23 protein-coding genes are annotated in these 24,570 nt (G+C 30.2%); 15 read left to right on the plus strand and 8 right to left on the minus strand.

Annotation, left to right across the window (positions count from 1 at the left end; all coding sequences use genetic code 11):
* Positions 1–39 precede the first annotated feature (39 nt).
* Both BMY86_RS03855 and BMY86_RS03860 read left to right on the plus strand, forming a co-directional pair.
* Positions 40–1,095, plus strand: a complete 1,056-nt coding sequence (locus BMY86_RS03855; RefSeq protein ID WP_091465378.1) for a porin — start codon at positions 40–42, stop codon at positions 1,093–1,095.
* Positions 1,096–1,105: 10 nt separating this feature from the next.
* On the plus strand, positions 1,106–2,146 hold the full coding sequence (locus BMY86_RS03860; protein WP_091465381.1) for a DUF389 domain-containing protein: 1,041 nt from the start codon (positions 1,106–1,108) through the stop codon (positions 2,144–2,146).
* Position 2,147: 1 nt separating this feature from the next.
* On the opposite strand, the gene BMY86_RS03865 is transcribed toward BMY86_RS03860, so the two are convergent.
* Entirely contained in the window at positions 2,148–3,563 is a 1,416-nt protein-coding gene (locus BMY86_RS03865) for an L-serine ammonia-lyase (RefSeq protein WP_394332554.1), read from the minus strand.
* Between the two features lie 195 nt (positions 3,564–3,758).
* Positions 3,759–5,063 (minus strand): DEAD/DEAH box helicase, encoded by a 1,305-nt coding sequence (locus tag BMY86_RS03870; RefSeq protein ID WP_091465386.1) that lies wholly within the window; start codon positions 5,061–5,063, stop codon positions 3,759–3,761.
* A gap of 123 nt (positions 5,064–5,186) precedes the next feature.
* Here BMY86_RS03870 and BMY86_RS03875 point away from each other — a divergent pair, with 123 nt between their 5' ends.
* The 7 genes from BMY86_RS03875 (at position 5,187) to BMY86_RS03905 (ending at position 11,552) form a co-directional block, all read left to right on the plus strand.
* The gene (locus tag BMY86_RS03875) at positions 5,187–6,074 is read left to right on the plus strand and encodes an EamA family transporter (protein ID WP_091465389.1); all 888 of its coding nucleotides are present in this window, start codon (positions 5,187–5,189) and stop codon (positions 6,072–6,074) included.
* Positions 6,074–6,460: a ribosomal maturation YjgA family protein gene (locus tag BMY86_RS03880; protein ID WP_091465392.1), complete on the plus strand. Its 387-nt coding sequence runs from the start codon at positions 6,074–6,076 to the stop codon at positions 6,458–6,460. Before BMY86_RS03875 ends, BMY86_RS03880 begins: the two co-directional genes overlap by 1 nt.
* 146 nt (positions 6,461–6,606) lie before the next feature.
* Positions 6,607–8,493: a molecular chaperone DnaK gene (dnaK, locus tag BMY86_RS03885; RefSeq protein WP_091465396.1), complete on the plus strand. Its 1,887-nt coding sequence runs from the start codon at positions 6,607–6,609 to the stop codon at positions 8,491–8,493.
* A gap of 146 nt (positions 8,494–8,639) precedes the next feature.
* Positions 8,640–9,233 carry a hypothetical protein gene (locus tag BMY86_RS03890; RefSeq protein ID WP_091465398.1) on the plus strand — a complete coding sequence of 198 codons (594 nt, stop codon included), beginning with the start codon at positions 8,640–8,642 and terminating at the stop codon, positions 9,231–9,233.
* Positions 9,234–9,334: 101 nt separating this feature from the next.
* On the plus strand, positions 9,335–10,282 hold the full coding sequence (locus BMY86_RS03895) for an NAD(P)H-dependent flavin oxidoreductase (protein ID WP_091465400.1): 948 nt from the start codon (positions 9,335–9,337) through the stop codon (positions 10,280–10,282).
* Position 10,283: 1 nt separating this feature from the next.
* Positions 10,284–10,799, plus strand: a complete 516-nt coding sequence (locus BMY86_RS03900; RefSeq protein ID WP_091465402.1) for a DUF4442 domain-containing protein — start codon at positions 10,284–10,286, stop codon at positions 10,797–10,799.
* 27 nt (positions 10,800–10,826) lie between these two features.
* Complete coding sequence (locus BMY86_RS03905; RefSeq protein ID WP_091465404.1) at positions 10,827–11,552, plus strand: sulfite exporter TauE/SafE family protein; 726 nt, start codon at positions 10,827–10,829, stop codon at positions 11,550–11,552.
* On the opposite strand, the gene BMY86_RS03910 is transcribed toward BMY86_RS03905, so the two are convergent.
* The 3 genes from BMY86_RS03910 to BMY86_RS03920 form a co-directional block, all read right to left on the minus strand.
* Entirely contained in the window at positions 11,553–12,239 is a 687-nt protein-coding gene (locus BMY86_RS03910) for a carboxypeptidase-like regulatory domain-containing protein (protein WP_091465406.1), read from the minus strand.
* A 193-nt stretch (positions 12,240–12,432) separates the two neighbouring features.
* On the minus strand, positions 12,433–13,368 hold the full coding sequence (gene mdh / locus BMY86_RS03915; protein WP_091465408.1) for a malate dehydrogenase: 936 nt from the start codon (positions 13,366–13,368) through the stop codon (positions 12,433–12,435).
* Between the two features lie 66 nt (positions 13,369–13,434).
* On the minus strand, positions 13,435–15,429 hold the full coding sequence (locus BMY86_RS03920; protein WP_091465410.1) for an endonuclease: 1,995 nt from the start codon (positions 15,427–15,429) through the stop codon (positions 13,435–13,437).
* A gap of 133 nt (positions 15,430–15,562) precedes the next feature.
* On the opposite strand from BMY86_RS03920, the gene BMY86_RS03925 reads away from it, so the two are divergent.
* The 4 genes from BMY86_RS03925 (at position 15,563) to BMY86_RS03940 (ending at position 22,135) form a co-directional block, all read left to right on the plus strand.
* Positions 15,563–18,322: a M1 family aminopeptidase gene (locus BMY86_RS03925; protein ID WP_143065584.1), complete on the plus strand. Its 2,760-nt coding sequence runs from the start codon at positions 15,563–15,565 to the stop codon at positions 18,320–18,322.
* Between the two features lie 166 nt (positions 18,323–18,488).
* The gene (locus tag BMY86_RS03930) at positions 18,489–20,891 is read left to right on the plus strand and encodes an alpha-ketoacid dehydrogenase subunit alpha/beta (RefSeq protein ID WP_091465414.1); all 2,403 of its coding nucleotides are present in this window, start codon (positions 18,489–18,491) and stop codon (positions 20,889–20,891) included.
* Positions 20,892–20,963: 72 nt separating this feature from the next.
* A complete protein-coding gene (gene prmA / locus BMY86_RS03935) occupies positions 20,964–21,830 on the plus strand; it encodes a 50S ribosomal protein L11 methyltransferase (protein WP_091465416.1) in 867 nt (288 codons plus the stop codon).
* A 29-nt stretch (positions 21,831–21,859) separates the two neighbouring features.
* A complete protein-coding gene (locus BMY86_RS03940) occupies positions 21,860–22,135 on the plus strand; it encodes an ATP-dependent Clp protease adaptor ClpS (RefSeq protein ID WP_091465419.1) in 276 nt (91 codons plus the stop codon).
* A 28-nt stretch (positions 22,136–22,163) separates the two neighbouring features.
* On the opposite strand, the gene BMY86_RS03945 is transcribed toward BMY86_RS03940, so the two are convergent.
* From BMY86_RS03945 to BMY86_RS03955, 3 genes are all read right to left on the minus strand, one after another.
* Entirely contained in the window at positions 22,164–22,430 is a 267-nt protein-coding gene (locus tag BMY86_RS03945; RefSeq protein WP_091465421.1) for a cation transporter, read from the minus strand.
* Positions 22,431–22,506: 76 nt separating this feature from the next.
* Positions 22,507–22,920: a DUF6691 family protein gene (locus BMY86_RS03950; protein ID WP_091465423.1), complete on the minus strand. Its 414-nt coding sequence runs from the start codon at positions 22,918–22,920 to the stop codon at positions 22,507–22,509.
* Entirely contained in the window at positions 22,920–23,483 is a 564-nt protein-coding gene (locus BMY86_RS03955) for a YeeE/YedE family protein (RefSeq protein ID WP_091465426.1), read from the minus strand. The genes BMY86_RS03950 and BMY86_RS03955 overlap by 1 nt, the downstream gene beginning before the upstream one ends.
* A gap of 66 nt (positions 23,484–23,549) precedes the next feature.
* Between BMY86_RS03955 and BMY86_RS03960 the strand changes: the two genes are divergently transcribed.
* Both BMY86_RS03960 and BMY86_RS03965 read left to right on the plus strand, forming a co-directional pair.
* On the plus strand, positions 23,550–24,032 hold the full coding sequence (locus tag BMY86_RS03960; protein WP_091465428.1) for a DUF4199 domain-containing protein: 483 nt from the start codon (positions 23,550–23,552) through the stop codon (positions 24,030–24,032).
* 2 nt (positions 24,033–24,034) lie between these two features.
* Positions 24,035–24,502: a 2-dehydro-3-deoxyphosphooctonate aldolase gene (locus BMY86_RS03965; RefSeq protein ID WP_091465430.1), complete on the plus strand. Its 468-nt coding sequence runs from the start codon at positions 24,035–24,037 to the stop codon at positions 24,500–24,502.
* The last annotated feature ends 68 nt before the right edge of the window (positions 24,503–24,570 follow it).

Consider the following 24,570-nt stretch of genomic DNA (forward strand, 5'->3'; position numbering starts at 1 on the left):
ATTTTTAAATATTACGTTACATTTGGCAAAAAATAATACATGCGAAAAGTTGTTATATTTATATTTCTTTTAAAAATAATTTTTGTTAATGCTCAAGACAGTATTTCAAAAATAAAAATTGAAGTATCAGGTTATATTGACACTTATTATTCATATGATTTTGACCAACCTGAAACAAAGTACAAACAATCTTTTTTATACAATTACAACCGAAATAATAGCTTTAATATAAACATCGCATTATTAAGAGCAACAATAAGTTATGAAAATGTATATGCTAAAATTTCTGTACATTCTGGAACCTATGTTGAAGATAATTATGCGGCTGAAAATATCAAATATTTAAACGAAGCCTATTTAGGAGTATATTTAAATCAAAGTAAAAAAACTACTCTTGAAGTTGGAATTATGCCAAGTTATATTGGATTTGAATCAGCAACTACTCATTCTAATTTAACTGCTACTAGATCCTTATTAGCAGAAAATTCACCTTACTATATGACTGGCGCAAAAATAAATCATCAATTTAATGACAAATGGAGTTTTGCAGGTTTAATTACAAATGGTTGGCAACACATTGAAAAACCTAAAAGTGATATTATTCCGTCTTTTGGAACACAATTAGTATATAAGCCAAACAGTAAAAACACTATCAATTGGAGTACGTTTTTAGGAAAAGAAACTTACGCTGGTGATTTTAACATGCGTTATTTCAGTAATTTATATTGGGATTCAACTTGGAATTCGAAATGGCATTCTATTTTTGGATTTGATTATGGATATCAAGATCTTTCCACTTTAAATAATGAAAGTACAACTTGGTATAGCCCTGTTATGATAACACAATATTCGATCAATTCTAAATGGCAAATGGCTCATAGAATTGAATATTATCAAGATGATAAAAATGCAATTATTTCTAGTTTATTACCTTTCGAAACTATTGGCAATTCTATCAATTTCGACTTTTTACCAAATTCAAAATGCAAATTAAGAACAGAAGGAAAATGGTATCATGTAACAAATAACATTTTTGATGATGGAAAAAAGAAAGATAATTTCTCTATAACTACAACTTTGAGTTTTGAATTTTAATTTTACAATAATGATTCAAAAAATTTCCTTAATTAAAAGATTCATTCGATATTTATTCGACTTAAAATCAACTCAAGAAGACGAACATAAAACCTATTTAGAAATTAAAGAAGGTGTTGATTTCAAAGGTAAAAACCTTTGGTTATTAGCCTTTGCTATATTTATTGCTTGCATTGGATTAAACATCAATTCTAAAAGTGCGGTAATTGGAGCCATGATACTTTCTCCTGTAATGGGACCTGTTTTTGGAATCGGATTTTCGCTTGGAACATCAAATACAGAATTATTTAAATTAAGCTTGAAAAATGCTTTCAGAATTATTTTGGTAAGTATATTTTTCTCGACGTTGTATTATTTAATTAATCCTTATTCTATTGAAACTGCAGAATTAATAAGTTTTTCTAAACCCACTTTTTTTGATGTTTTATTAGCATTTATTGGTGGATTAGCTGCAATGTTAGCCATTTCTAGAGAAAGTGGAACTCAAGTAATTATTGCCGTTGCAGTAGCCACATCTTGTATTCCACCATTATGCACAGCTGGCTTTGGATTAGCTAATTTAAATTTAGAATATTTTTTAGGCGGATTGTACACCTATAGCATCAATTCAATATTTATTGGATTTGGAACTTTATTGATGACAAAATATTTGAAATTTAAAAAACATTCTGATCAAAACATTAAAAATGTAAATGGATGGTTTATTGGGATTGCTATAGCTGCATTAACTCCTGCTATTTATTTCGCGTACAATCTTGCCATTCAAAATATGTTTCAAGCAAAAGTAGAACAAGTGATTACGAATGAAATTGAAAATAAATATCACATCATAAATTATGATATCAATTCGGAATTACAAACTGTTGAATTAGATGTTTCCTCTCCTATTTTTGATTCACAAATAGAGCAAAACATAAAATCATATTTTATGAAAAATAACATTAAATGTACCCAAATAACAATTCATCAAAGCATTGAAGAAAATCAGGATTTAGCAAAAGAAATCAAGAAATTACAATTAGAAGTTAAGCAATTGAAAAACAAAAAGTAAATTAACAATCTGCTAATCCAACACCAATAGCTAAACCACCTTCTGAAGTTTCTTTATATTTAGAGTTCATATCTTTAGCGGTTTCCCACATGGTAGCAACTACTTTATCTAAAGGAACTTTAGCGTTTTTAGCATCTGTTTCTAAAGCTAATTCAGCAGCATTTATTGCTTTAATAGCACCCATTGTATTTCTTTCGATACACGGGATTTGAACCAACCCACCAATCGGATCACAAGTTAATCCTAAATGATGTTCCATGGCAATTTCAGCAGCCATTAATACTTGTTCTGGAGTTCCACCCATCATTTCACACAAAGCTCCAGCTGCCATGGCACTAGAAACACCAATTTCTGCCTGACATCCACCCATTGCAGCAGAAATAGTTGCACCTTTTTTGAAGATACTACCAATTTCACCAGCAACCATTAAAAATTGCTTAATATGTTCTTCGTTCGCATCATGGTTTTCAATAACCATATAATACATTAAAACAGCTGGAATTACTCCCGCACTACCATTCGTAGGCGCTGTAACAACTCGACCTAAAGAAGCATTAACTTCATTAACTGATAAAGCAAAACAAGAAACCCATTTTAATATTTGTCGGAATTTAACTTCAGTCTGACGAATAATTTGCAACCAAGAATGCGGATCTTCATAAGGTAAAACACCAATTAAGTTTTTATGCATGTCATACGCACGACGTCTTACATTCAATCCACCAGGTAAAGTACCTTCCGTATGACAACCAATATACATACATTCTAACATGGTATCCCAAATACGAAGTAATTCATTGTGAATTTCTTCTTCAGAACGCATTGATTTTTCATTTTCAAAAACGATTTCAGAAATCTTTTTATTTTCTTTCTGACAGTATTCTAATAATTCAGTGGCTTTATCAATTGGAAAAGGAAAAGCATTTTTACTTTCACTTTTCTGATTATCTTCATTTTCTTTTACTACAAATCCACCACCAATAGAATAGAAAGTCGACGTATATTCTTCAGAATCCGTAAACGCAGTAAATGTTAAACCATTAGCATGAAAAGGTAAAAAATTTCGATTGAAAACAATATCGGTTTCAACGTGAAAAGGAATGATAATTTCGTTACCTAAGAAAATTTCATTTTTATTCTTGATAGCAGAAATAATAACATCAATACTTTCAACTGGAATATATTCTGGATCAGCACCACTTAAACCTAACATTACTGCTAAATCTGTAGCGTGACCTTTTCCTGTTAATGATAAAGAACCATACAAATCAACCTTTACACGATTGATATTGTCCATCATGTTTTTTGCTCTTACTTCAGCTAAAAATTTTTCAGCAGCACGCCAAGGTCCAAGAGTATGAGAACTTGATGGTCCTACTCCTATTTTTAACATATCAAAAACCGAAATACATTCCATAATAGTAATTGTTTATATAGCAAAGGTAGAATTTAGAATTTAGAATTCAGAATTTAGAAAGATATTTTTTGAAGTAATTTTATAAAATTTTGTTACAAAAAAAGGAACAAATTCAACTCTGAACTCATTCCTTCATCCTTTTAACTTGTTACTTTTTACTTGGCTCTTTTAACTTACCTTTTGCCTTACAACTAATTAATACCAACGCTTCTTATTCTTCTTTGCGCCTTCTGATTTTCTAGAATTAGAATTATTATCAGATTTATTTGTTTTTGCTTTTGGTTTATTAGTATGTTTACTAGCTTCTTTTTTAGGATTTCTTCTATCGTTTTGTTTAGCTGTTTTTTCTTCTTCTGTATATTCTCTAAATGGAAACGGATTATCTTTCACAACCTTAATTTGTTGACGTGTAAGCTTTTCAATATCTTTCCAATATGTCAATTCATCTTTACCACAAAAAGAAATGGCTAAACCGCTATTCCCTGCTCTTCCCGTTCTTCCAATACGATGCACATACGTTTCCGGAATATTCGGAATATCAAAATTGATAACATAAGGTAATAAATCGATATCAATTCCACGAGCAGCAATATCAGTTGCTACTAAAACTGAAATTTCTTTATTTTTAAATCCATCTAAAACTCTTAATCGAGCCGATTGTGATTTATCTCCGTGAATGGCTTCAGCTGAAATTTCATGCTTTTTCAAGGCTTTAACTACATTATCAGCACTATGTTTCGTACGAACAAAAACCAATACATTTTCAATTTTTTCTTCTTGAAGTAAATGGATTAATAGCTTTCTCTTGTCTTCTTTTTGAACCATATATACTTTTTGGTTCACTTTTTCTGCTGTACTTGAAACTGGAGTAACCGAAACAAATTTTGGTTTTTTCAAAAATTGATCCGCTAATTCTCTAATTGCAACAGGCATAGTTGCTGAAAACAATAATGTTTGTCTGTTTTCTGGAAGTAATTTTATAATTTTCTTTACATCATTAATAAAACCCATATCTAACATTTGATCGGCTTCATCAATTACCAAATGATGTAAATGATTCATGTCTAAAAATCTTTGCTTGTGTAAATCTAAAAAACGACCAGGAGTTGCAATTAAGATATCCACACCTTCTTTTAACAGTTGAACTTGAGGCACTTGATTTACACCACCATAAATTACCATTGCTTTGGTATTCATGTATTTTCCATACGTATCAAAACTATCTAAAATTTGATGTGCTAATTCACGTGTTGGTGCTAAAACTAAAGTTCTAATTACTTTTCTCTTATTTTTAGAACCTACAATTGGATGTAAATAATTTAAAATTGGAATGGCAAATGCAGCTGTTTTTCCAGTTCCTGTTTGTGCACAACCTACTAAATCATCTTCTTCTAAAATAATTGGAATAGCTTGTTGTTGAATAGGTGTTGGTTCTGTATAATTTTCTTCTGCTAAAACCTGAAGTATATTTCTATGTAAATTTAAATCTTGAAATGTCATATTTGTATTTTGTATGGCAAAGATAGTCTATTTTTGTTTGATGTGATTTATTAACAGAATTTTGGCACATTGACACATCGATGTATTGGCACATTTATCTATATCTTTGCAAAAAATATTGAAATGAAGTTTAATAAATATTATGCAGCGGCTTTAATTGCTTTTATTATTTGGGGATTTTTTAGTTTAGCTATAAAACCTTTACATAATTATCCTTCTTTAGATATTTTATTTTATCGTGTGTTTTTCTCTACTACTTTATTATTGATAATTAATTTATTTTTTAGAAGTGAATTATTAAAAAGTAGCTTGAAATTATTCCAATCGTTTTCCAATAAAAAGAAACGAAACACACTATTGCTCACCATTTCTGGAGGCTTTTTATTAGTCTTCAATTGGTTTTTATTTATGTATGCTGTAAATCATGTAAGTTTACAATCGGCTTCCCTAGCCTATTTAATTTGTCCGATCATTACAACTGTTTTAGCTTATATCATATTAAAAGAAAAACTAGACACTTGGCAATGGATTGCAGTAGCTATTTGCGTAGTAAGTTGTGCCATTTTATCTTATGGTCATGCTACAGAATTGATTTACAGTTTTGTAATTGCAACTAGTTTTGCCATGTATTTGATTAGTCAAAGACGAAATAACGAGTTTGATAAATTTTTAATTTTAACCATTCAGTTAGCAATTGCAAGTTTGGTTCTACTACCTTTCTATCCTACATATGGTTCAGCCATACCAACTGAAAGTTTATTCTATATGATGATGGGATTAATAGTGGTTTTATTTACCATTATTCCTTTATTTTTAAACTTATTTGCTTTAAAAGGAATGAATTCATCAGCAGTTGGAATATTAATGTATACTAATCCATTAATTAATTTCGTTTTAGCTTTATTCTATTTTAAAGAAGACATACAATTTTCGCAATTGATTGCCTATAGTTTAATTGGAATTTCAATAATTGTTTTCAATAAAAAAATATTGTTTAAAACGTATTCTTAATGTTTCAATTTAATTTAAAATACTTTCTTGTTTTCATTTCAATTTTTATAGTAGAAGTTTGTATTGCTCTATTTATTAAGGATAATTTTATCAGGCCCTACTTTGGCGACTACTTAGTAATATTCTTAGTGCATTTCTTTTGTTTGAGTTTAATTAAAGCAGATAAAAACAAAATTGCACTAGCGGTTTTATTATTCGCTTTCTTTGTTGAAATCGTTCAGTATTTTCAAGTTTTATCTTATTTCAAATTAGAAAAAAATAAGATTTTAAGAGTTGTTGCAGGTAACACTTTCTCTTTTGAAGATTTATTAATCTACACTTTGGCATTTTTTACGATTGTCATCTTTAATAAAAAGTCAGTTTCTGACAGTAAATCAACGCTTTAAAGATTAAAAAAAATGACAGTTTGTCAGAAATAATAAATAACAAAAAGAATAACTGACAATTTCTACTGGTATTTTATATTGGCACAATACTTGACTTTTACATTTTCGAGTTTAAAAAACCGAATAAAAATTAAATACATAATAAAATGAGTAAGATTATTGGAATCGATTTAGGTACAACCAATTCTTGTGTTTCTGTAATGGAAGGTGGAGAACCAGTTGTAATTGCGAATGCAGAAGGAAAAAGAACAACACCATCTGTAATTGCATTTGTAGAAGGTGGCGAGATTAAAATTGGTGATGCTGCAAAAAGACAAGCAGTAACAAACCCAACTAAAACTATCGCTTCTATTAAGAGATTTATGGGTAACAAATATACTGAAAGCGCTAAAGAAGCTTCAACAGTTGCTTATAAAGTAGTTAAAGGTGATAACGACACACCACGTGTAGATATTGATGGACGTTTATATACGCCACAAGAGTTATCAGCGATGACTTTACAAAAAATGAAAAAAACAGCTGAAGACTATTTAGGTCATTCAGTTTCAGAAGCAGTTATTACTGTTCCTGCATACTTTAACGATGCACAACGTCAAGCTACTAAAGAAGCTGGAGAAATTGCTGGTTTAAAAGTAATGAGAATTATCAATGAGCCAACTGCTGCGGCATTAGCTTATGGATTAGACAAACAAGGTCACGATCAAAAAATCGCAGTATTCGACTTAGGTGGTGGTACATTTGATATTTCTATCTTAGAATTAGGAGACGGAGTTTTCGAAGTATTATCTACTAATGGAGATACTCACTTAGGTGGAGATGATTTCGACCAAGTAATTATCGATTGGTTAGCAAATGAATTTAATGCTGCTGAAGGAATCGATTTAAGACAAGACGCAACAGCTTTACAAAGATTAAAAGAAGCTGCTGAAAAAGCTAAAATTGAATTATCTGCTTCAACGCAAACTGAAATTAATTTACCATACATCACAGCTAACGCTTCAGGACCTAAACACTTAGTTCAAACGTTAACGCGTGCTAAATTCGAGCAATTAGCAGATTCTTTAGTAAAACGTTCTATGGAGCCAGTTGCTAAAGCTTTAAAAGATGCTGGTTTATCAGTTTCTGATATTGATGAAGTTATTTTAGTTGGTGGTTCTACTCGTATCCCAGTAATTCAAGAACAAGTAGAAAAATTCTTCAACAAAAAACCATCTAAAGGTGTAAATCCTGATGAAGTAGTTGCTATTGGTGCTGCTATTCAAGGTGGAGTTTTAACTGGAGATGTAAAAGACGTATTATTATTAGACGTTACGCCTTTATCATTAGGTATTGAAACTATGGGTAATGTTATGACTAAATTAATTGAGGCTAACACAACAATCCCAACTAAAAAATCACAAGTTTTCTCTACAGCTGCTGATAACCAACCAAGTGTTGAAATCCACGTATTACAAGGAGAAAGAACTATGGCTGCAGATAACAAAACTATTGGTCGTTTCCATTTAGATGGTATTCCACCAGCAGCTAGAGGTATTCCTCAAATTGAAGTTACTTTTGATATCGATGCTAACGGAATTATTAAAGTTTCTGCTACTGATAAAGGAACAGGAAAATCTCACGATATCCGTATCGAAGCTTCTTCAGGTTTAACTCCAGAAGAAATCGAAAGAATGAAAAAAGATGCAGAATTAAATGCTGAAGCTGATAAAAAAGCGAAAGAAACTGCAGATAAAATCAACGAAGCTGATTCTATGATTTTCCAAACAGAAAAACAATTAACAGAATTTGGTGATAAATTATCTGATGCTAACAAAACAGCAATTAATGATGCTTTAACAGAATTAAAAGCTGCTTTTGAAGCAAAAGATGTTGCAGCGATTACTCCAGCTTTAGAGAAAATCAATACTGCTTGGACAAACGCATCTCAAGAAATGTATAACGCTCAAGGTGGTGCTGAAGGTGCTCCTGCAGAACCAACAGCTCAAGATTCTGGAGATACAACTCAAGATGTTGAATTCGAAGAAGTGAAATAATTTATGTTGTAAGATTTACGAAGTACGAATTTAACTAGTAAATTTTACCAAATATTTTCAAAACCGTGTTAATTTTTTTAGCACGGTTTTTTTATTGAAAATAATTTGTACATTGGGAACACCAAAAACCATAAAAAAAACATTTCATGAAAAATTTAATCCTTGCATTCTTATTAGTATCTACTACTATAGGTTTCGCACAAAAGCCAAAAGCTAAAACTACTGCTAGCTCAAATGTTTTAGCGACTTTTGAAAATTTAAAAGCTGAAATTATTACTGAAGGTGGCAAACAAAAACTTGCTATAATAATTGACACAGACGGAAAAAAAGAAAATATAATATTAAAAGAACTAACTACAAAAGATAAAGCTCAACAACCCACAAACTTTAAAATAAAATCATTTACAGTTTCTGGTGTAAAACTTTATCACTTCAGTTATACCGAAAATATTATCACTGAAACTAAAGTAAAAAAAGAAAATGCCTTAATTACTTCTAACGAAATTTGGGATCTATCTGCAACGAAAGTGAAAATTCTTGGAAATATTCAAACGGTTTCTCAGATTAAAGAAATTAAAAAATTAGGAAAATCTGAAGCTACTGAAACTGTTGAAAAAACACGTCGTGAAGGATTTGAATTCACATTAACTAAAGATTACGAAGTGTTATTATCTACTAAAACGCAAACTAATAAATATAAATTTAACGCTTCTACTAGACGTTACGATCCTAAAAAATAATTTTTTTACTTAAAAAAAAATTAAAGAGTTCCACAAAATGGAACTCTTTTTTTGTATGCATGCATAATATTTTTTATTATATTTGAAAAAACATTTAGAATATGCAAAAGCAACATCTTACAGAAATTTTAAATATAAAGCATCCCATAATCATGGCTCCAATGTTTTTAGTGTCTAATACCAAAATGGTTATTGAAGGCATGAAGAACGGTATTGCTGGATGTATTCCTGCGCTAAATTATAGAACATTAGAGGAATTACGAAATGCTATAAAAGAATTGAAAAATGCAAAAGTGGATGGTGGAAGTTTTGGTTTCAATTTAATCGTGAACAAATCAAATGTAAAATACAAAGAGCAATTACGAATTTTATGTGAAGAAAAAGTAGATTTCATCATTACTTCATTAGGTTCTCCAGAAGAAACAATTAATGAAGCTCATATAGTGGGCATTAAAGTGTTTTGCGATGTAACTGATTTAAATTTTGCAAAAAAAGTTGAAAGTTTAGGCGCTGATGCTTTAATAGCTGTAAACAACTTGGCTGGTGGACATAGAGGAGAATTAAGTCCAGAAGAATTGACCAAACAATTAAATGAAGGCACTACTCTACCCGTAATTTCAGCTGGTGGCGTAGGTAAAAAATCGGATGTAGACAAAATGCTTTCCTATGGTGCTATTGGTGTTTCAGTTGGTAGTCCGTTTATTGCTTCAAATGAATCTGGAGTTTCTCAAGAATACAAACAAGCTTGTGTTGATTATGGTGAAAAAGATATTGTAATGACCGAACGTATTTCTGGAACACCATGTACAGTTATTAATACGCCTTATGTTCAAAAAGTTGGAACTAAAACTAGTTGGTTAGAACAAATTCTAAACAAAAACAAAAAACTTAAAAAATGGGTTAAAATGATTCGTTTTTATATTGGTATGAAAGCAACTGAAAAAGCGGCTACAGAAGTAACCTATAAAACCGTTTGGGTTGCCGGACCTAGTATAGAAGACACTCATGCGATTTTACCTGTTGCAGAAATCGTGAAGAAATTGATTTAAGATGTACGACAAACTATTTACATTATTAAATAGATATTTTAAAAAAGCAACACTTTTCAGAGTAATGTTTAATATCTCTCCAATGTACAAAAGAAGTTGTGGGAAAATTATTTTTGTTTCTGAAGATTTACACATCGTAAAAATTAAAATTCCGTTATCGTATAAAAACAAAAATTATGTAGGATCCATTTTTGGCGGAAGTTTATTTTCTGCAACAGATCCAATTTATATGATTCAACTAATGCAAATTTTAGGAAAGGAATATGTAGTTTGGGATAAAAAAACAGACATAAAATTCAAACGACCTGCTTATGAAAATGCTTTTGCCACATTTGAATTTACCAATCTTGAAATTGAAGAAATCATAACAAAAGTACAAGAAGAAAACGAAATTGATTTCACCAAAATTCTACACATAACTGATAAAAACGGAACTATTTTTACCGAATTAGACAAAACCTTATATATTTCTACAAAAACATTTTACAAACAAAAAAGAAGTTTAAAAAGTAAATAGTGTATCTTTAATAAAAATTATTATTAATTGGATTACTTACTTTATTTTATACTTTTGGCTCTATTAGCTGAAATAATCGGAACGGTCGGAGGCTTTGGCTCTTCTATGTTATTTGTTCCAATAGCTGGTTATTTTCTCGATTTTCATTCGGTTTTAGGAGTTACAGCTTTATATCATTTATCGAGTAATATTTCTAAAATTTATTTTTTTCGAGAAGGTTTTGATAAAAAACTAATCATAAATATGGGGTTAGCATCCGTAATATTTGTAATAATTGGTGCTTTATTGAGTAAATATTTTCCATCGAAAACATTAGAAATTTTATTAGCCATATTTTTAATTTCATTAAGTTTAGTTCTATTAATTTTCAAATCCATAAAAGTAAAGCCAACACAATCAAATTCTATTGTTGGCGGAATGTTATCTGGATTTGTCGCTGGACTATTAGGTACTGGTGGTGCAATTAGAGGAATAACAATGGCTGCTTTTAATTTAAAAACAACTGTATTTATTGCCACTTCTGCAGTAATTGATTTAGCGATTGATTTAAGCAGAAGTGTAGTGTACTCTTATAACGGATTCGTACATAAAGATGATTTGTACCTTATTCCGATTTTATTGGTTGTAAGTATTATTGGAACGTTTATTGGGAAAAAAATTCTAGAAAAACTTTCTGAAGAACAATTTAAATCTACCGTTTTAGTCTTAATATTACTAACTGGTTGTATTACTTTAGGAAAATTTATGTTTTAATTACCTAAACCAATTTCCTATTTTCTGAAATGTTCTTCCGAAAAAAGTGCGTTTTTTAATTATATAAATACCTATTGTATGTATTTCATTACTTGATGGCATCATTATAACATCAAAAGTGTAATTGTCTTTTATAATTTGAAATTCAATTGTCTCAAATTCTAAATAACTAAAAGTTAATGTATCTCCTATACTAGCTTTGATATTATACTTACCCAATTCATCAGATTGAACACCTTTATTCGTCCCCTTAATAATTACGGAAGTTCCTTGTAAAGGTCTACCATCTATATCCTTAACTATACCACTAACAGTTATCTCCTTAATTGTATCGGTAGGTTTGTATTGATATTTATAGTCAGTTTGTTCTTGTATTGGTTTTACTTGAGCAACCACATTACTTGTTCCAAATCCTAAAAATGCTAAAACAGATGTTGCGAAATAACCAAAATAATTAGAAGTTCTTTTCGTTTCGATTAAATTTCTATCTAATTGATTAGCAGTAAATCGACCGCATAAATTTTCTTTTTTATTGATAATGTTAGCAATTTCATTATCCGATAAATGAGTAAAATCTAAAACCGTTTTCTGGCAAGACATACAAAAACGCCCTTTTTCTACAGGTGTCATATTTTGCCAACCTTCCTGACAAGGTTTTGGTATCGATATTTGAATTTTTTGCTTCATTAGATAAATATAGAAAATTACACAGAGATTCGCAAAATTTTCACAGAGAAGCACAAAGAAATAATTTGAATCCGTTTAATTTAAAATAAGATTGCTTCGTACCTCGCAATGACAATTCATCAAAACTATGTACTAATCAGAAATAAAAAAGCCTACTAAAACTAGTAGGCTTCATATCTTTAGTTGAAAAGAATTAAGCTAAAACTGCTTTTAAATCACCGTTCATTGCTCTAACTGCATCAGCAGATTTTGCAAATAACGCTTTTTCTGCATCGTTTAATTTGATGTCAACAATTTCTTCTAAACCGTTTTTACCAATAATACATGGAACTCCCATACAAATATCAGTTTGTCCGTACTCACCTTCTAACATTACTGAACAAGGAATCATTCTTTTTTGATCGTTTAAGATAGAATCAACTAAATACGCTACAGAAGCTCCTGGCGCATACCAAGCTGAAGTTCCTAATAAACCTGTTAAAGTTGCACCACCAACCATAGTATCTGCAGCTACTTTATCCATTTCTTCTTGAGATAAGAATTGAGAAACTGGTAATCCGTTGTATGAAGCTAAACGCGTTAATGGAATCATAGTTGTATCACCGTGACCACCAATAACCATTCCTTGAACATCATTAGAATGATTGTTTAAAGCTTTTGATAAATAATATTTGAAACGAGAACTATCTAAAGCTCCACCCATTCCAATAATTCTATTTTTAGGTAAACCTGTTGCTTTTAAAGTTAAATATGTCATAGTGTCCATTGGATTAGAAACTACTACAATAATTGTATTTGGAGAGAATTTTAAGATGTTTTCTGCAACCGATTTTACAATTCCAGCGTTAATTCCGATTAACTCTTCACGAGTCATACCTGGTTTTCTTGGAATTCCAGAAGTAATTACTACTACATCTGAATTAGCTGTTTTAGAATAATCATTTGTTACTCCAGAAACTTTTGTGTTAAATCCTGTTGTTGTAGCACATTGCATAATGTCCATTGCTTTACCTTCAGCAAATCCTTCTTTAATGTCTAATAATACTACTTCACTTGCAATTCCTCTGTACGAAATTACGTCTGCACAAGTAGCTCCTACGTTACCTGCTCCTACTATTGTTACTTTCATTTTTAAAATATAATTATAATTGAGTTGTATTTTCTACAAAAATATTGATAATGAAACAATTTTATGTTATTTCACGATTATTTTTTTTACAATTTGTTTTTCTTCATTAGAAACTTTTACAAAATACATTCCTGATTCAAAATTAATTGGAAGCATTTGATCAGTATTTATAGTAGTTTCTAATACTTTAGCACCTGAAATAGAGAAAATTTGAACATTTGAAGTCCCTGTTAAACCAGAAACAAAAATATGTTCAGAAGCTGGATTAGGAAATACTTTAATTTCAGCCGCATCAAATGACTCCGAAGCTAAAGCCGCAAACCAAGGTTGACCGTAATTAGCACCAAAAATATAATCCGCTAATAATGGGTAATCAATAAATGGGTTTCTGTTATTTTGCCATGTATACACATAATTGTTTCTGTTCATTTCGTAATCATCCCTTTTATCAGAAACATTCCAAGATAATAAAGTCGCTAAATCGCCAATATTTCCTGAAGGATTTGCACCTGTAGTTTCACTAGGATCACCATTAACCACATTTAATCCGTTAAAACGAACTGCCATATAAAATAACGATCTTGCTACATCTCCATGCCAAGAACCCTGAGTACCTACTGGCCCTGCATAAACTGTAGAAGAATTTACAGGTCCGTAATTTTTATTATTTCGAGATGAATTTTCTTGTCCGTTTTCAGCTCTAATATGATGTGCATCAGAAACTCCATCCACTGTTGAAGCAGCACTTGTAGTATTCCAAACATTTATTCCTTCTGCATAATCTCCATCGGCAACTACAAAACCACCTCTAGATTGACAAAATATATGTTCTCTATTCCATTTTCCAACAATACTACTCCCTTGTTGTTGATCTATTTTCGACATAGGAACTTCTAAATACATATCCCAAATTTGTCCACTATTCAAAGGATTAGTATCTGCAACGCGAATAATATCCCAAATATCAGCATAACTATGCAAATGAACTACTGAAGGATTCGCAATAATATCTTGTAAAGCTTGTTTCAAAGCCGCACCCGACAATCCTTCCAAAGAAGCATAATAACCAGCTGGCGCAGTACTAGAAACTTGTCCGTATGTTGGAGCTAAAGGCGTTCCAAAATTTGCCACTTGAAAATCAGTATCCGCAACTCGTCTTACAATGGAATTATTATTTAATTCAACATCAGTTGGCAATCCCGAAACAACTAAAATAAATTCTTCATCTCCTTCTTCTAAAACATCATCAATTAATGTAATGGTTTTTGTAGCAGTATTTGAGCCCGAATTTATTGTTACTTGATTATTGGTATCAAAAGTAAAATCAGAACTATTAAAATTTCCATTTTCTAATGCAATTGTAAAAGTTGTATTTGAAGTTACTGGTGAAGAAGTTGTAAATGTAATTATTGCATTTTGACCTTCAGTATAACTAGACGAGTTAAATGATGTAGTAATATAATTTATTGGAGTACCAGAACCATCATTATTAGCTTTTGGAGTTGGTGGATTAACTGCGTAAGTTCCATTTGATAATCTTTGGATAGATTTACTAATTGACCCCATGGGTTGAACATCAACATAACATGTACTTATACCTAAAATTCCCATTAATGAGGAAGGACTTGTTGTTGTTGCATTTGAATAAGCAACAGCATCAATCAAATTTGTAGCTGTAGCAAGTGTTCCGACTGGAAAATCAGTGGCATTTCCAGAATATAAAGCTACCACATCTGGACCAATTTGTATTGCTGCATTATTGATTAATAAAGAAGGTGAAGGTGTTACACTAACATTCCCTGCTAAGAAATTACCATTAATATCAGTTGTTTTCCCATCTAAATCAATTGATAAATAACTTGCTGTACCGGTTCCAGTAGTTCCATTAAAAAAAACTAAAACATAACCATCTAAAGAAGAATTTGGCAATGGAGTTTTTAGTTCAATAAATTGAAAATCATTTGCACCTGGATTATCTGCATCTATTTCATTAATTACAACTTGGGAGTAACTTAATGAAGAAAACACTAAAAATATCGTAAAAAGTAATTTTATTTTCATCTTAATTTCATTTGGGGTGAAAAACAAATGTACTCAACTTAGTCTTAATTAATTACTAAATTTTCATTTATTTTTAGTAATATTGAAGGCTATTAAGAAAAAGATGACAAAACTTAAAATATTTTTATTTTTCATGTTTACAATAGTTTCATTTGCGCAAAATGAAATTAAAATAAACGCCAAAATTCATGAAAATGGTAAACGAATTGAAGTGTTTCAAGAAGTTAAAATTACCAATACTTCCAATACTACATTAAAAGAAATCACTTTCAATGATTGGAATAATGCTTTTTCGAGTAAAAAATCTGCACTAGCCAAAAAATTTTCAGATGAATACAACCGTTCGTTTCATTTGTCTAAAAAAAATGAAAGAGGGGAAACTGAAATATTTTCTATTGTTAATGAAAATGCAAACAATTTAGAATATTACAGAAATGGAAATCAAGTTGACATATTAAAAATAAAGCTTTCGCAACCACTTAACATTAATGAAAGCACAATTTTAAAAATCAAATACCAAATAATATTACCTGATTCAAAATTCACTAAATACGGGTATTCAGAAAGTAAAACTTTATTAAAAAATTGTTTTTTAACCCTTGCTTCATTTTATTCAGGATCTCAAAGTGAAGAAAATAGCGATGATTTAACTTCTGAAATTTCAAATTATAATATTGACATTCAGCATGATAATTTAATTCTTACAACCGATTTAGATGTTGAAGTTTCAAATGAAAACTTTTCAAGAATTAAAGGTAATGGAAGAAACAATTTCTTTATTGCTTTAGAAAAAAAAGCGAGTTATGAAGAGTTCAAAAACAAACACATCAACGCTATTTGCAACATTAAAACAAAAGATGTTAATGAATATCAAAAGGTATTAATTATAGATAAAATAACGGATTATGTTGCTGAAAAATTAGGGAAATCAAACCAAGAAAAAATTATGGTTTCTCAAGAAGATTACGACCGAGAAGCATTTTATGGTTTAAACGAATTACCTTCTTTTATTTCGCCTTTTAATGACGATTTTGTTTTCGAATTAAAATTTCTAAAAACATATTTGAATAATTATTTAGCCGCTAATTTGAAAATAAATTTCAGAAATGATCATTGGATTATTGAAGGAATTCAGCATTATTACATTAAAAAATACATTGATGAAAATTATCCAGACACTAAAGCTTTTGGAAAATTATCTCGCTTAAAAATTTTAAAAGGCTACAAAATAATCAACATGAATTTTACCGAGCAATTCATGTATAATTATTTATTAATGGCTAGAAAAAATTTAGATCAACCTGTTGGAGGTCCAAAAAACACTCAAATAAAATTCAATGAAAAAATTGCTGGAAAATTCAAATCCGGACTATCCTTAAACTATCTAAATGAATTTTTAGGCAATGAATATTTGGAAAAATCAATTAAACAATATATTGAATTAAATAAAGACAAAAACACTGATAATAAAGATTTTAAATCTATTTTAGAAAACAATTCAAATCAAAATTTAGATTGGTTTTTTAATGAATTAATTTACTCAAGAAATAAAATTGATTACAAAATAACTCATGCTAAAAAAATCAATGATTCTATTGAAGTTACTATAAAAAATATTGGCGATGCAAAAGTCCCAGTTTCACTTTATGCTTTTAACAACAAAGAAATTGTTTCAAAAAATTGGGTTGAAAACAATTCCAAAACATTTAAAGTAACTATTAAAAACGACAGCATAAACAAACTTGCTATAAATTATAACACTGAAATTCCCGAATACTTTATTGGAAACAATTTCTATAAATTGAATAATAAATTATTTGGAAACAAACCTATAAAATTTACGTTTTTTAAAGACATTGAAAATCCAAAATACAATCAAGTATTCTTTGTCCCTACTGCAGAATTTAATCTTTATGATGGCGTTTTATTGGGGATGAAAATTAACAATCGCTCAATAATTGACAAACCTTTTAATTTTGATTTCACTCCGAATTACTCAACTAAAACGAGTACCATTGCTGGTCACGGGAATATCTCTTACAACAAACAAAATCGTTTTAATAATCAATACAACACAAAATACACCTTTGGAGGAACGCATTTACATTATGCACCAGACGCTTTTTACACTAAAATAACTCCAAGTATTAATTTCCGATTTAGAAATCCGAATCTTCGAAAAAATGAAGGAGAAGGTTTTTTAATTAGACAAGTTTATGTAAATCGTGAAAAATCGAATGTTGTTTTTGTTGAAAATAGTGAAAATTATTCTGTATTCAATGCTCGTTACGCTTTTGCAAATACCGAATTAATTAAACAATTTTCTTACGGAACTGATTTACAAGTTTCCAATTCTTTTAGCAAACTTTCAGGGCAAATTCAATATAGAAAATTATTTGAAAGTAATCGATACATCAACTTAAGAGCTTTTGGTGGTTTCTTTGTTTATAATGACGATAGAAAAGATTTTTTCAGTTTCGGAATCGACAGACCATCCGATTATTTATTTGATTACAACTTAATTGGACGTAGTGAAAGTACGGGATTATTTAGTCGCCAATTCGTAAATGCAGAAGGTGGTTTTAAATCGATGTTTGATACACGTTATGCCAATCAATACATCTTTACTACAAATGTAAGTTTTAACATTTGGAATTGGATTGAAATTTATGGAGATGCCGGAACATTTAAAAATAGAGGTTTTAACGCTAAATACATCTACGACAGTGGCATACATTTAAACTTAGTACAAGATTACTTTGAATTATTTTTCCCAGTTTATTCTTCAAATGGTTTTGAATTGAATGATAAAAATTATGGAGAAAAAATTAGATTCGTTATAACTTTAAGTCCGAAAACTTTGACATCTTTATTCACTAGAAGATGGTTTTAGCAATCAATAAATTTACATTATTGATAAATTATTATTAGTAATTTGAAATTTTACTGAACTATTTTTACTTAAAAGTCGATAAAATTATACATTATTCATAAAAATCACTTTCAAATGAAAATATTGCAATAAAATATATAAATTTGTATCAAAGCATTTTTCAATTATGAACAAATCAAAAACTGTAGAAACATTATCTTTTGAAGATTTCAAAAAAGAAGTTTTAAACGATTATAAAATCGCCTCAATTAGCCGTGAATGTAGCCTTTTAGGAAGAAAAGAAGTTCTGACTGGTAAAGCTAAATTTGGAATTTTTGGTGATGGAAAAGAAGTTCCACAATTAGCTTTAGCAAAAGCGTTTCAAAATGGTGATTTCCGTTCTGGATATTATCGTGATCAAACGTTTATGATGGCTATTGGTGAATTATCAATTGTTCAATTTTTTGCAGGATTATACGGTCATGCTGATATTAATTTTGATCCAATGAGTGCAGGTCGTCAAATGGGTGGTCATTTTGCTACACATTCTCTTGACGAAAATGGAAATTGGAAAAATTTAACAAAACAAAAGAATTCAAGTGCCGATATCTCTCCTACTGCTGGGCAAATGCCACGTTTATTAGGGTTAGCTCAGGCATCTAAAATATATAGAAATGTAGCTGAAATTCCTGCTGAAAATAACTTTTCAGTAAAAGGAAATGAAGTTGCATGGGGAACAATCGGAAATGCATCCTCTTCTGAAGGATTATTCTTCGAAACGATTAATGCTGCGGGAGTATTACAAGTTCCTATGGTTATGAGTGTTTGGGATGACGAATACGGAATCTCAGTTCATGCTAAATACCAAACTACAAAAGAAAATATCTCTGAAATTTTAAAAGGTTTCCAAAGAGATGAAGAAAATAACGGTTACGAAATTTTCCGTGTTAAAGGTTGGGATTACCCTGCTTTAGTGGATACATACCAAAAAGCTTCTGAAGTTGCAAGAACAGAACATGTTCCTGTATTAATTCACGTTGACGAATTAACACAACCTCAAGGTCACTCTACTTCTGGTTCTCATGAGCGTTACAAAAATGCAGAGCGTTTAGCTTGGGAAGCTGAATTCGATTGTATTGCGCAAATGAAAAAATGGATGATTGAAAACAATATCGCTTTAGCGGAAGAGTTAGAGGAAATTGAATCGGCATCTAAAAAAGAAGTATTAGAAGGTAAAAAAGTAGCTTGGGCTAATTATTTAGCTGGAATCAAAGAAGATCAAGCTGCAACTGTTGCCATCTTAAACCAAGTAGCACAAAACTCTGAAAATAAAGTTTTCATTGAAAAATATGCCAACGATTTAGCTGCAGCAAAAGAACCAATTAGAAAAGATTTATTAGTTGTTGCCCGTAAAGTTTTAAGAATGTTATCGGGTTCAGATAGAGCCACTTTAGCAACTTGGATTACTAATTTTATTGAAAGAATTCAACCAAAATATAGTTCGCATTTATTCTCTGAATCAAATTTAAATATTGCTTCAACAACAGAAATTAAACCAACTTTTGATGAAACATCAGAAGAAGTTGATGCTCGTTTAATTTTAAGAGATAATTTCGATAAAATTTTCGCAAAATATCCTGAAACTTTAGTTTTCGGTGAAGATGCTGGAAATATTGGTGACGTAAACCAGGGTTTAGAAGGAATGCAAGAGAAATACGGTGAATTACGTGTTTCTGATGCTGGAATTCGTGAAGCTACCATTTTAGGTCAAGGTATTGGTATGGCAATGCGTGGATTACGTCCGATTGCTGAAATTCAATATTTAGATTATTTGTTGTACGCTATTCAAATTATGAGTGACGATTTAGCAACATTACAATACAGAACGCATGGTCGTCAAAAATCACCATTAATTATTAGAACACGCGGACACCGTTTAGAAGGTATTTGGCATTCTGGTTCTCCAATGGGTATGATTATCAATGCAATTCGTGGAATTCACGTTTTAGTACCAAGAAACATGACAAAAGCGGCAGGTTTCTATAATACGTTATTAAAAACTGACGAGCCTGCATTAGTCGTTGAATGTTTAAATGGATACCGTTTAAAAGAAAAAATGCCAACGAATTTAGGTGAATTCCAAACTCCAATTGGTGTTGTTGAAACGATTAAAGAAGGAAAAGATATTACTTTAGTTTCTTATGGTTCAACGTTACGTTTAGTTGAACAAGCAGCTAAAGAATTATTAGAAATTGGTATTGATGCTGAAATTATTGATATTCAATCGTTATTACCATTCGATTTAAATAAAGACATTGTAAAATCTGTAGCGAAAACAAATCGTTTATTAGTAATCGATGAAGACGTTCCTGGTGGAGCAAGTGCATATATTTTACAAGAAATTATCGAAAATCAAAATGCTTACAAACATTTAGATAGTGCACCTCAAACATTAACAGCTAAGGCACACCGCCCAAGTTACGGAACAGATGGTGATTACTTCTCTAAACCAAGTACAGAAGATATCTTTGAAAAAGTTTACGAAATAATGAACGAGGCTAATCCGAATAAGTTTCCAAAACTTTATTAAATAAAAATACAAATATTAAAATAGGAAGTAGTAATTTTGCTTCCTATTTTTTTATGACTAAAAGTATACAAAATGTCAAATATTTACATCGCATATCATTTTACAATTGAGCCAAAAGACTCGAGCAATAGCGAACAGGCGAAGCAAGTTGGTTCAGATATTTTAATTGCTCAATTAGAAGAAACAGCTTTTGAAAGTTTTGAAGAAACCGAAACAGGTATTTCCGCTTATGTTCAAAAGGATTTTTGTTCAGATGATATTTTAGAAAATATTAAAATTCTTTCGGATGAAAATTTCAAAATTTCTTATGAAACAAATGAAATTGAGCCTGTAAATTGGAATGAAGAATGGGAAAAAAACTTCACTCCTATTGATGTTGATGGAATTTGTCATGTTCGTGCACCTTTTCACCCAGAAACTGATGCGAAATACGAAATCGTTATCGAACCAAAAATGAGCTTCGGAACAGGTCATCACGAAACAACACACATGATGATTCAACATTTGTTAGAACTAGATGTAACAAACAAGAAAACTATTGATATGGGTTGCGGAACTGCTATTTTAGCCATCTTAGCTGAAATGAAAGGCGCTCAACCAATTGATGCTGTTGATATTGACAATTGGTGTTATTTAAACTCCATTGAAAATGCTGAACGTAATAATTGTAAACATATTTCTGTTTATGAAGGTGATGCTTCTTGGTTAAATGACGGACAAAAATACGATGTATTCATTGCTAATATTAATAGAAATATATTATTAAATGATATGGCGACATACGTTAATTGCATGAACGACAATTCCATTTTATTATTAAGTGGATTTTACACGGAAGATTTTGATGCTATTAACGAATGTTGCGAAAAATTAGGACTAACTTTTGAATCTAAAAAAGAAAGAAACAATTGGTTAGGTTTGAAATATTCAAAAAAATAGTAAATTTGTATTAGAATAAATCATTAGTTATGAGCACATTAATAGAAACATTAGAAGAAGTATTAGTTGAGGAAGCTGTTGGTGTAAACAATGAAATTGTTTTATATAATGATGATGTAAACACTTTTGATCATGTCATTGAAACATTGGTACGTGTTTGTGACCATACTTGGGAACAAGCAGAACAATGTGCTATTTTAGTTCATTACAAAGGTCAATGTACCGTAAAAACGGGAGAATTACCAAAATTAAAACCACAGTGTGCCTCTTTACAAGATGCCGGGCTAAGTGCTGTTATCATATAAAAAAACCGACCAGTTGGTCGGTTTTTTTTTAATTTATAAATCTACTGAAAGCGCAACTAACGTAGGATTTTACTTTTGAAGAGAAACTATTTGATTTTCCTTCTTCTGGATACCCAATTTCAGATAACGTATTTGTAACCAATTCAATTGTATGAGGATCTGAATATTCAAAAGTTACTGAACCATACTCTGCTTCTACTCTAACATCTGAAACATCATCTAAAGCATTTAATGTTTTGAAAACGGTATTTACACAACCATCACTTAAATTTTGTATATGAACAATTGTTTTCATATATTACACATTTTGCTCTATAAATTTACGAAAACTTTAATTGTAAATATTTAATAATCAAATAATTAACAAATAATTAATGTGGTAATTTGTTCTTTAGAATACCATACACATAAGTTCCTAATAAAGCCCCTAGCAATACAATGCAAATTGATAATACTCCATTTCCAATTAAGATAAATATTGGTCCAGGACAACATCCTACTAATCCCCAACCCATTCCAAACATCGTTCCACCAATAATGTATCTTGAAATAGAAAACTCTTTATCTTGAATATTTATTTCGGCCCCTTTAAAACCTTGAATATCTTTCTTTTTTATTAAATAAATCCCTGTTACACCAACGAAAATTGCAGTTGCAATAATTCCATACATATGGAAACTTTGAAACATAAACATTTCATAAATTCTATACCAAGATACCGCTTCAGCTTTTGTTAAAACAATTCCAAAAACCACACCTACTAAAAAAAACTTTATCAACTTCATTATCCGAAAATTAAAGGAATTAAAAAATGAGCGGAAATTAACCCACCAACGAAAAACCCAATTACCGCAATTAAAGAGGGTATTTGTAAATTACTTAGTCCAGATATAGCATGACCTGAAGTACATCCTCCAGCATAAGGAGTTCCAAAACCAATTAAAAAACCACCAATTAATAAAATAAAAAATCCTTTTACAGTAAATAAGTTTTCCAAACTAAATAAAGCGTCTGGGCCAATTTTACCATTTGGTGCATCAATATTTAAATGATTTAAATTTTCAATTGTTTTCGGATTTAATTTAAGTATTTCTGTGGAGTCCATTAAGAAATAAGATGCTATAAAACCACCAGCAATAGCTCCTAAAGCAACGGCTAAATTCCATTTTTGAGCTCTCCAATCAAAGTCAAAATACTCAATTTTCTTTTTAGCAAAGGTCATGCTGCAAATATTTCTTAAGTTAGAGGACATCCCGAAAGTTTTACCAAAATAGGTCAAAACTAACATGATAACACCAATTAAAAAACCAGAAACAGACCAGTGCCAAGTATTATGTATAACTTCCATTTACCAAGTTTAAAGTAATATAGTTTATTTATTATATTTGTTTTCGATTTTCCAAATATAAGCAAAATGAACAAATTTAAAATAGAATTTAGGTGGGCAATTTATTATACATTCTTAAGTATATTATGGTTTCAGCTAGAAAAATCACTAGGTTATCACAATCAAAATATTGACAATCAACCATATATAACCAACTTATTTTACGTAATTATCTTTTTTATCTACATTTTACAATTATCAGATAAGAAAAAAAATTATTTTAAAGGAATCATGACTTGGCAACAAGGCTTAATTTCAGGAGTTGTTCTATCTGTTTTTGCGATGATTTTGTCACCATTTGCTTTTTATTTCAAACTAAAGTATGTAAATCCTGAGTTTTTCCAGCAAATGATAAACGCTTCAACTTCAAGAGGTATCAAATTAGAAAATGCAGAAGCGGTGTTTAATTTGAAAGCTTATATCACTCTAGGAATTGTAGATTGTTTGTCGTTTGGTATAATCTTTGCAGCTTTGGCATCAGCAATCATTAAATCAAAAAACACTAAGTAATCATGAAAAAAATAATTTTATTAGCGTCATTTACTCTACTTTCTTCTTGTATTAGTACAAAAAACACTATTCAAAATATTGATCAAACGGCAGCATATCCGGAAATATATGAAAACCAATTCATTATTATAGAATATGCTACCGATATGAAATATGGATACAGTCAATATTATCCTGTAAATATTGGATTTTCTGTTTATGAAAATAGTAATAATAAAAATGTAGAACGTTATTTCAATGGTTTAGCCGGTCCGAATGGTGAAAAGTTAAGTTATAAACTAATCGAAACATGTTGCCCATTTCCTTCAAAAAATAATAAAATGGGTGCGGGAACTTTAGATCTTTACGAAGTATCCTTTGAAGGTATTTCTGAAACCAAAAAAATATACATCGACACCTATGAAAGAGGTAAAGTAATGTGTCCTAAAGGATTCACTACAAAAAAAATAGACAGAACCACAAAAAAGTAATAAAATCTAACCTTTTAAACCTACGTTTGAAAGGTTTTATTTTTTATCTTTGCACCACTAAAAAACAA

This window comes from Flavobacterium urocaniciphilum (assembly GCF_900110615.1).
GTDB classification, from domain to species: Bacteria; Bacteroidota; Bacteroidia; order Flavobacteriales; family Flavobacteriaceae; genus Flavobacterium; species Flavobacterium urocaniciphilum.

Excerpts from the sequence above, each read along its gene's own strand:
- BMY86_RS03855 (WP_091465378.1), top strand. The coding sequence starts at position 40 with ATGCGAAAAGTTGTTATATTTATATTTCTTTTAAAAATAATTTTTGTT.
- BMY86_RS03860 (WP_091465381.1), top strand. The coding sequence starts at position 1,106 with ATGATTCAAAAAATTTCCTTAATTAAAAGATTCATTCGATATTTATTC.
- BMY86_RS03865 (WP_394332554.1), bottom strand. The coding sequence starts at position 3,563 with ATGGAATGTATTTCGGTTTTTGATATGTTAAAAATAGGAGTAGGACCA.
- BMY86_RS03870 (WP_091465386.1), bottom strand. The coding sequence starts at position 5,063 with ATGACATTTCAAGATTTAAATTTACATAGAAATATACTTCAGGTTTTA.
- BMY86_RS03875 (WP_091465389.1), top strand. The coding sequence starts at position 5,187 with ATGAAGTTTAATAAATATTATGCAGCGGCTTTAATTGCTTTTATTATT.
- BMY86_RS03880 (WP_091465392.1), top strand. The coding sequence starts at position 6,074 with ATGTTTCAATTTAATTTAAAATACTTTCTTGTTTTCATTTCAATTTTT.
- dnaK (WP_091465396.1), top strand. The coding sequence starts at position 6,607 with ATGAGTAAGATTATTGGAATCGATTTAGGTACAACCAATTCTTGTGTT.
- BMY86_RS03890 (WP_091465398.1), top strand. The coding sequence starts at position 8,640 with ATGAAAAATTTAATCCTTGCATTCTTATTAGTATCTACTACTATAGGT.
- BMY86_RS03895 (WP_091465400.1), top strand. The coding sequence starts at position 9,335 with ATGCAAAAGCAACATCTTACAGAAATTTTAAATATAAAGCATCCCATA.
- BMY86_RS03900 (WP_091465402.1), top strand. The coding sequence starts at position 10,284 with ATGTACGACAAACTATTTACATTATTAAATAGATATTTTAAAAAAGCA.
- BMY86_RS03910 (WP_091465406.1), bottom strand. The coding sequence starts at position 12,239 with ATGAAGCAAAAAATTCAAATATCGATACCAAAACCTTGTCAGGAAGGT.
- mdh (WP_091465408.1), bottom strand. The coding sequence starts at position 13,368 with ATGAAAGTAACAATAGTAGGAGCAGGTAACGTAGGAGCTACTTGTGCA.
- BMY86_RS03920 (WP_091465410.1), bottom strand. The coding sequence starts at position 15,429 with ATGAAAATAAAATTACTTTTTACGATATTTTTAGTGTTTTCTTCATTA.
- BMY86_RS03925 (WP_143065584.1), top strand. The coding sequence starts at position 15,563 with ATGTTTACAATAGTTTCATTTGCGCAAAATGAAATTAAAATAAACGCC.
- BMY86_RS03930 (WP_091465414.1), top strand. The coding sequence starts at position 18,489 with ATGAACAAATCAAAAACTGTAGAAACATTATCTTTTGAAGATTTCAAA.
- prmA (WP_091465416.1), top strand. The coding sequence starts at position 20,964 with ATGTCAAATATTTACATCGCATATCATTTTACAATTGAGCCAAAAGAC.
- BMY86_RS03940 (WP_091465419.1), top strand. The coding sequence starts at position 21,860 with ATGAGCACATTAATAGAAACATTAGAAGAAGTATTAGTTGAGGAAGCT.
- BMY86_RS03945 (WP_091465421.1), bottom strand. The coding sequence starts at position 22,430 with ATGAAAACAATTGTTCATATACAAAATTTAAGTGATGGTTGTGTAAAT.
- BMY86_RS03950 (WP_091465423.1), bottom strand. The coding sequence starts at position 22,920 with ATGAAGTTGATAAAGTTTTTTTTAGTAGGTGTGGTTTTTGGAATTGTT.
- BMY86_RS03955 (WP_091465426.1), bottom strand. The coding sequence starts at position 23,483 with ATGGAAGTTATACATAATACTTGGCACTGGTCTGTTTCTGGTTTTTTA.
- BMY86_RS03960 (WP_091465428.1), top strand. The coding sequence starts at position 23,550 with ATGAACAAATTTAAAATAGAATTTAGGTGGGCAATTTATTATACATTC.
- BMY86_RS03965 (WP_091465430.1), top strand. The coding sequence starts at position 24,035 with ATGAAAAAAATAATTTTATTAGCGTCATTTACTCTACTTTCTTCTTGT.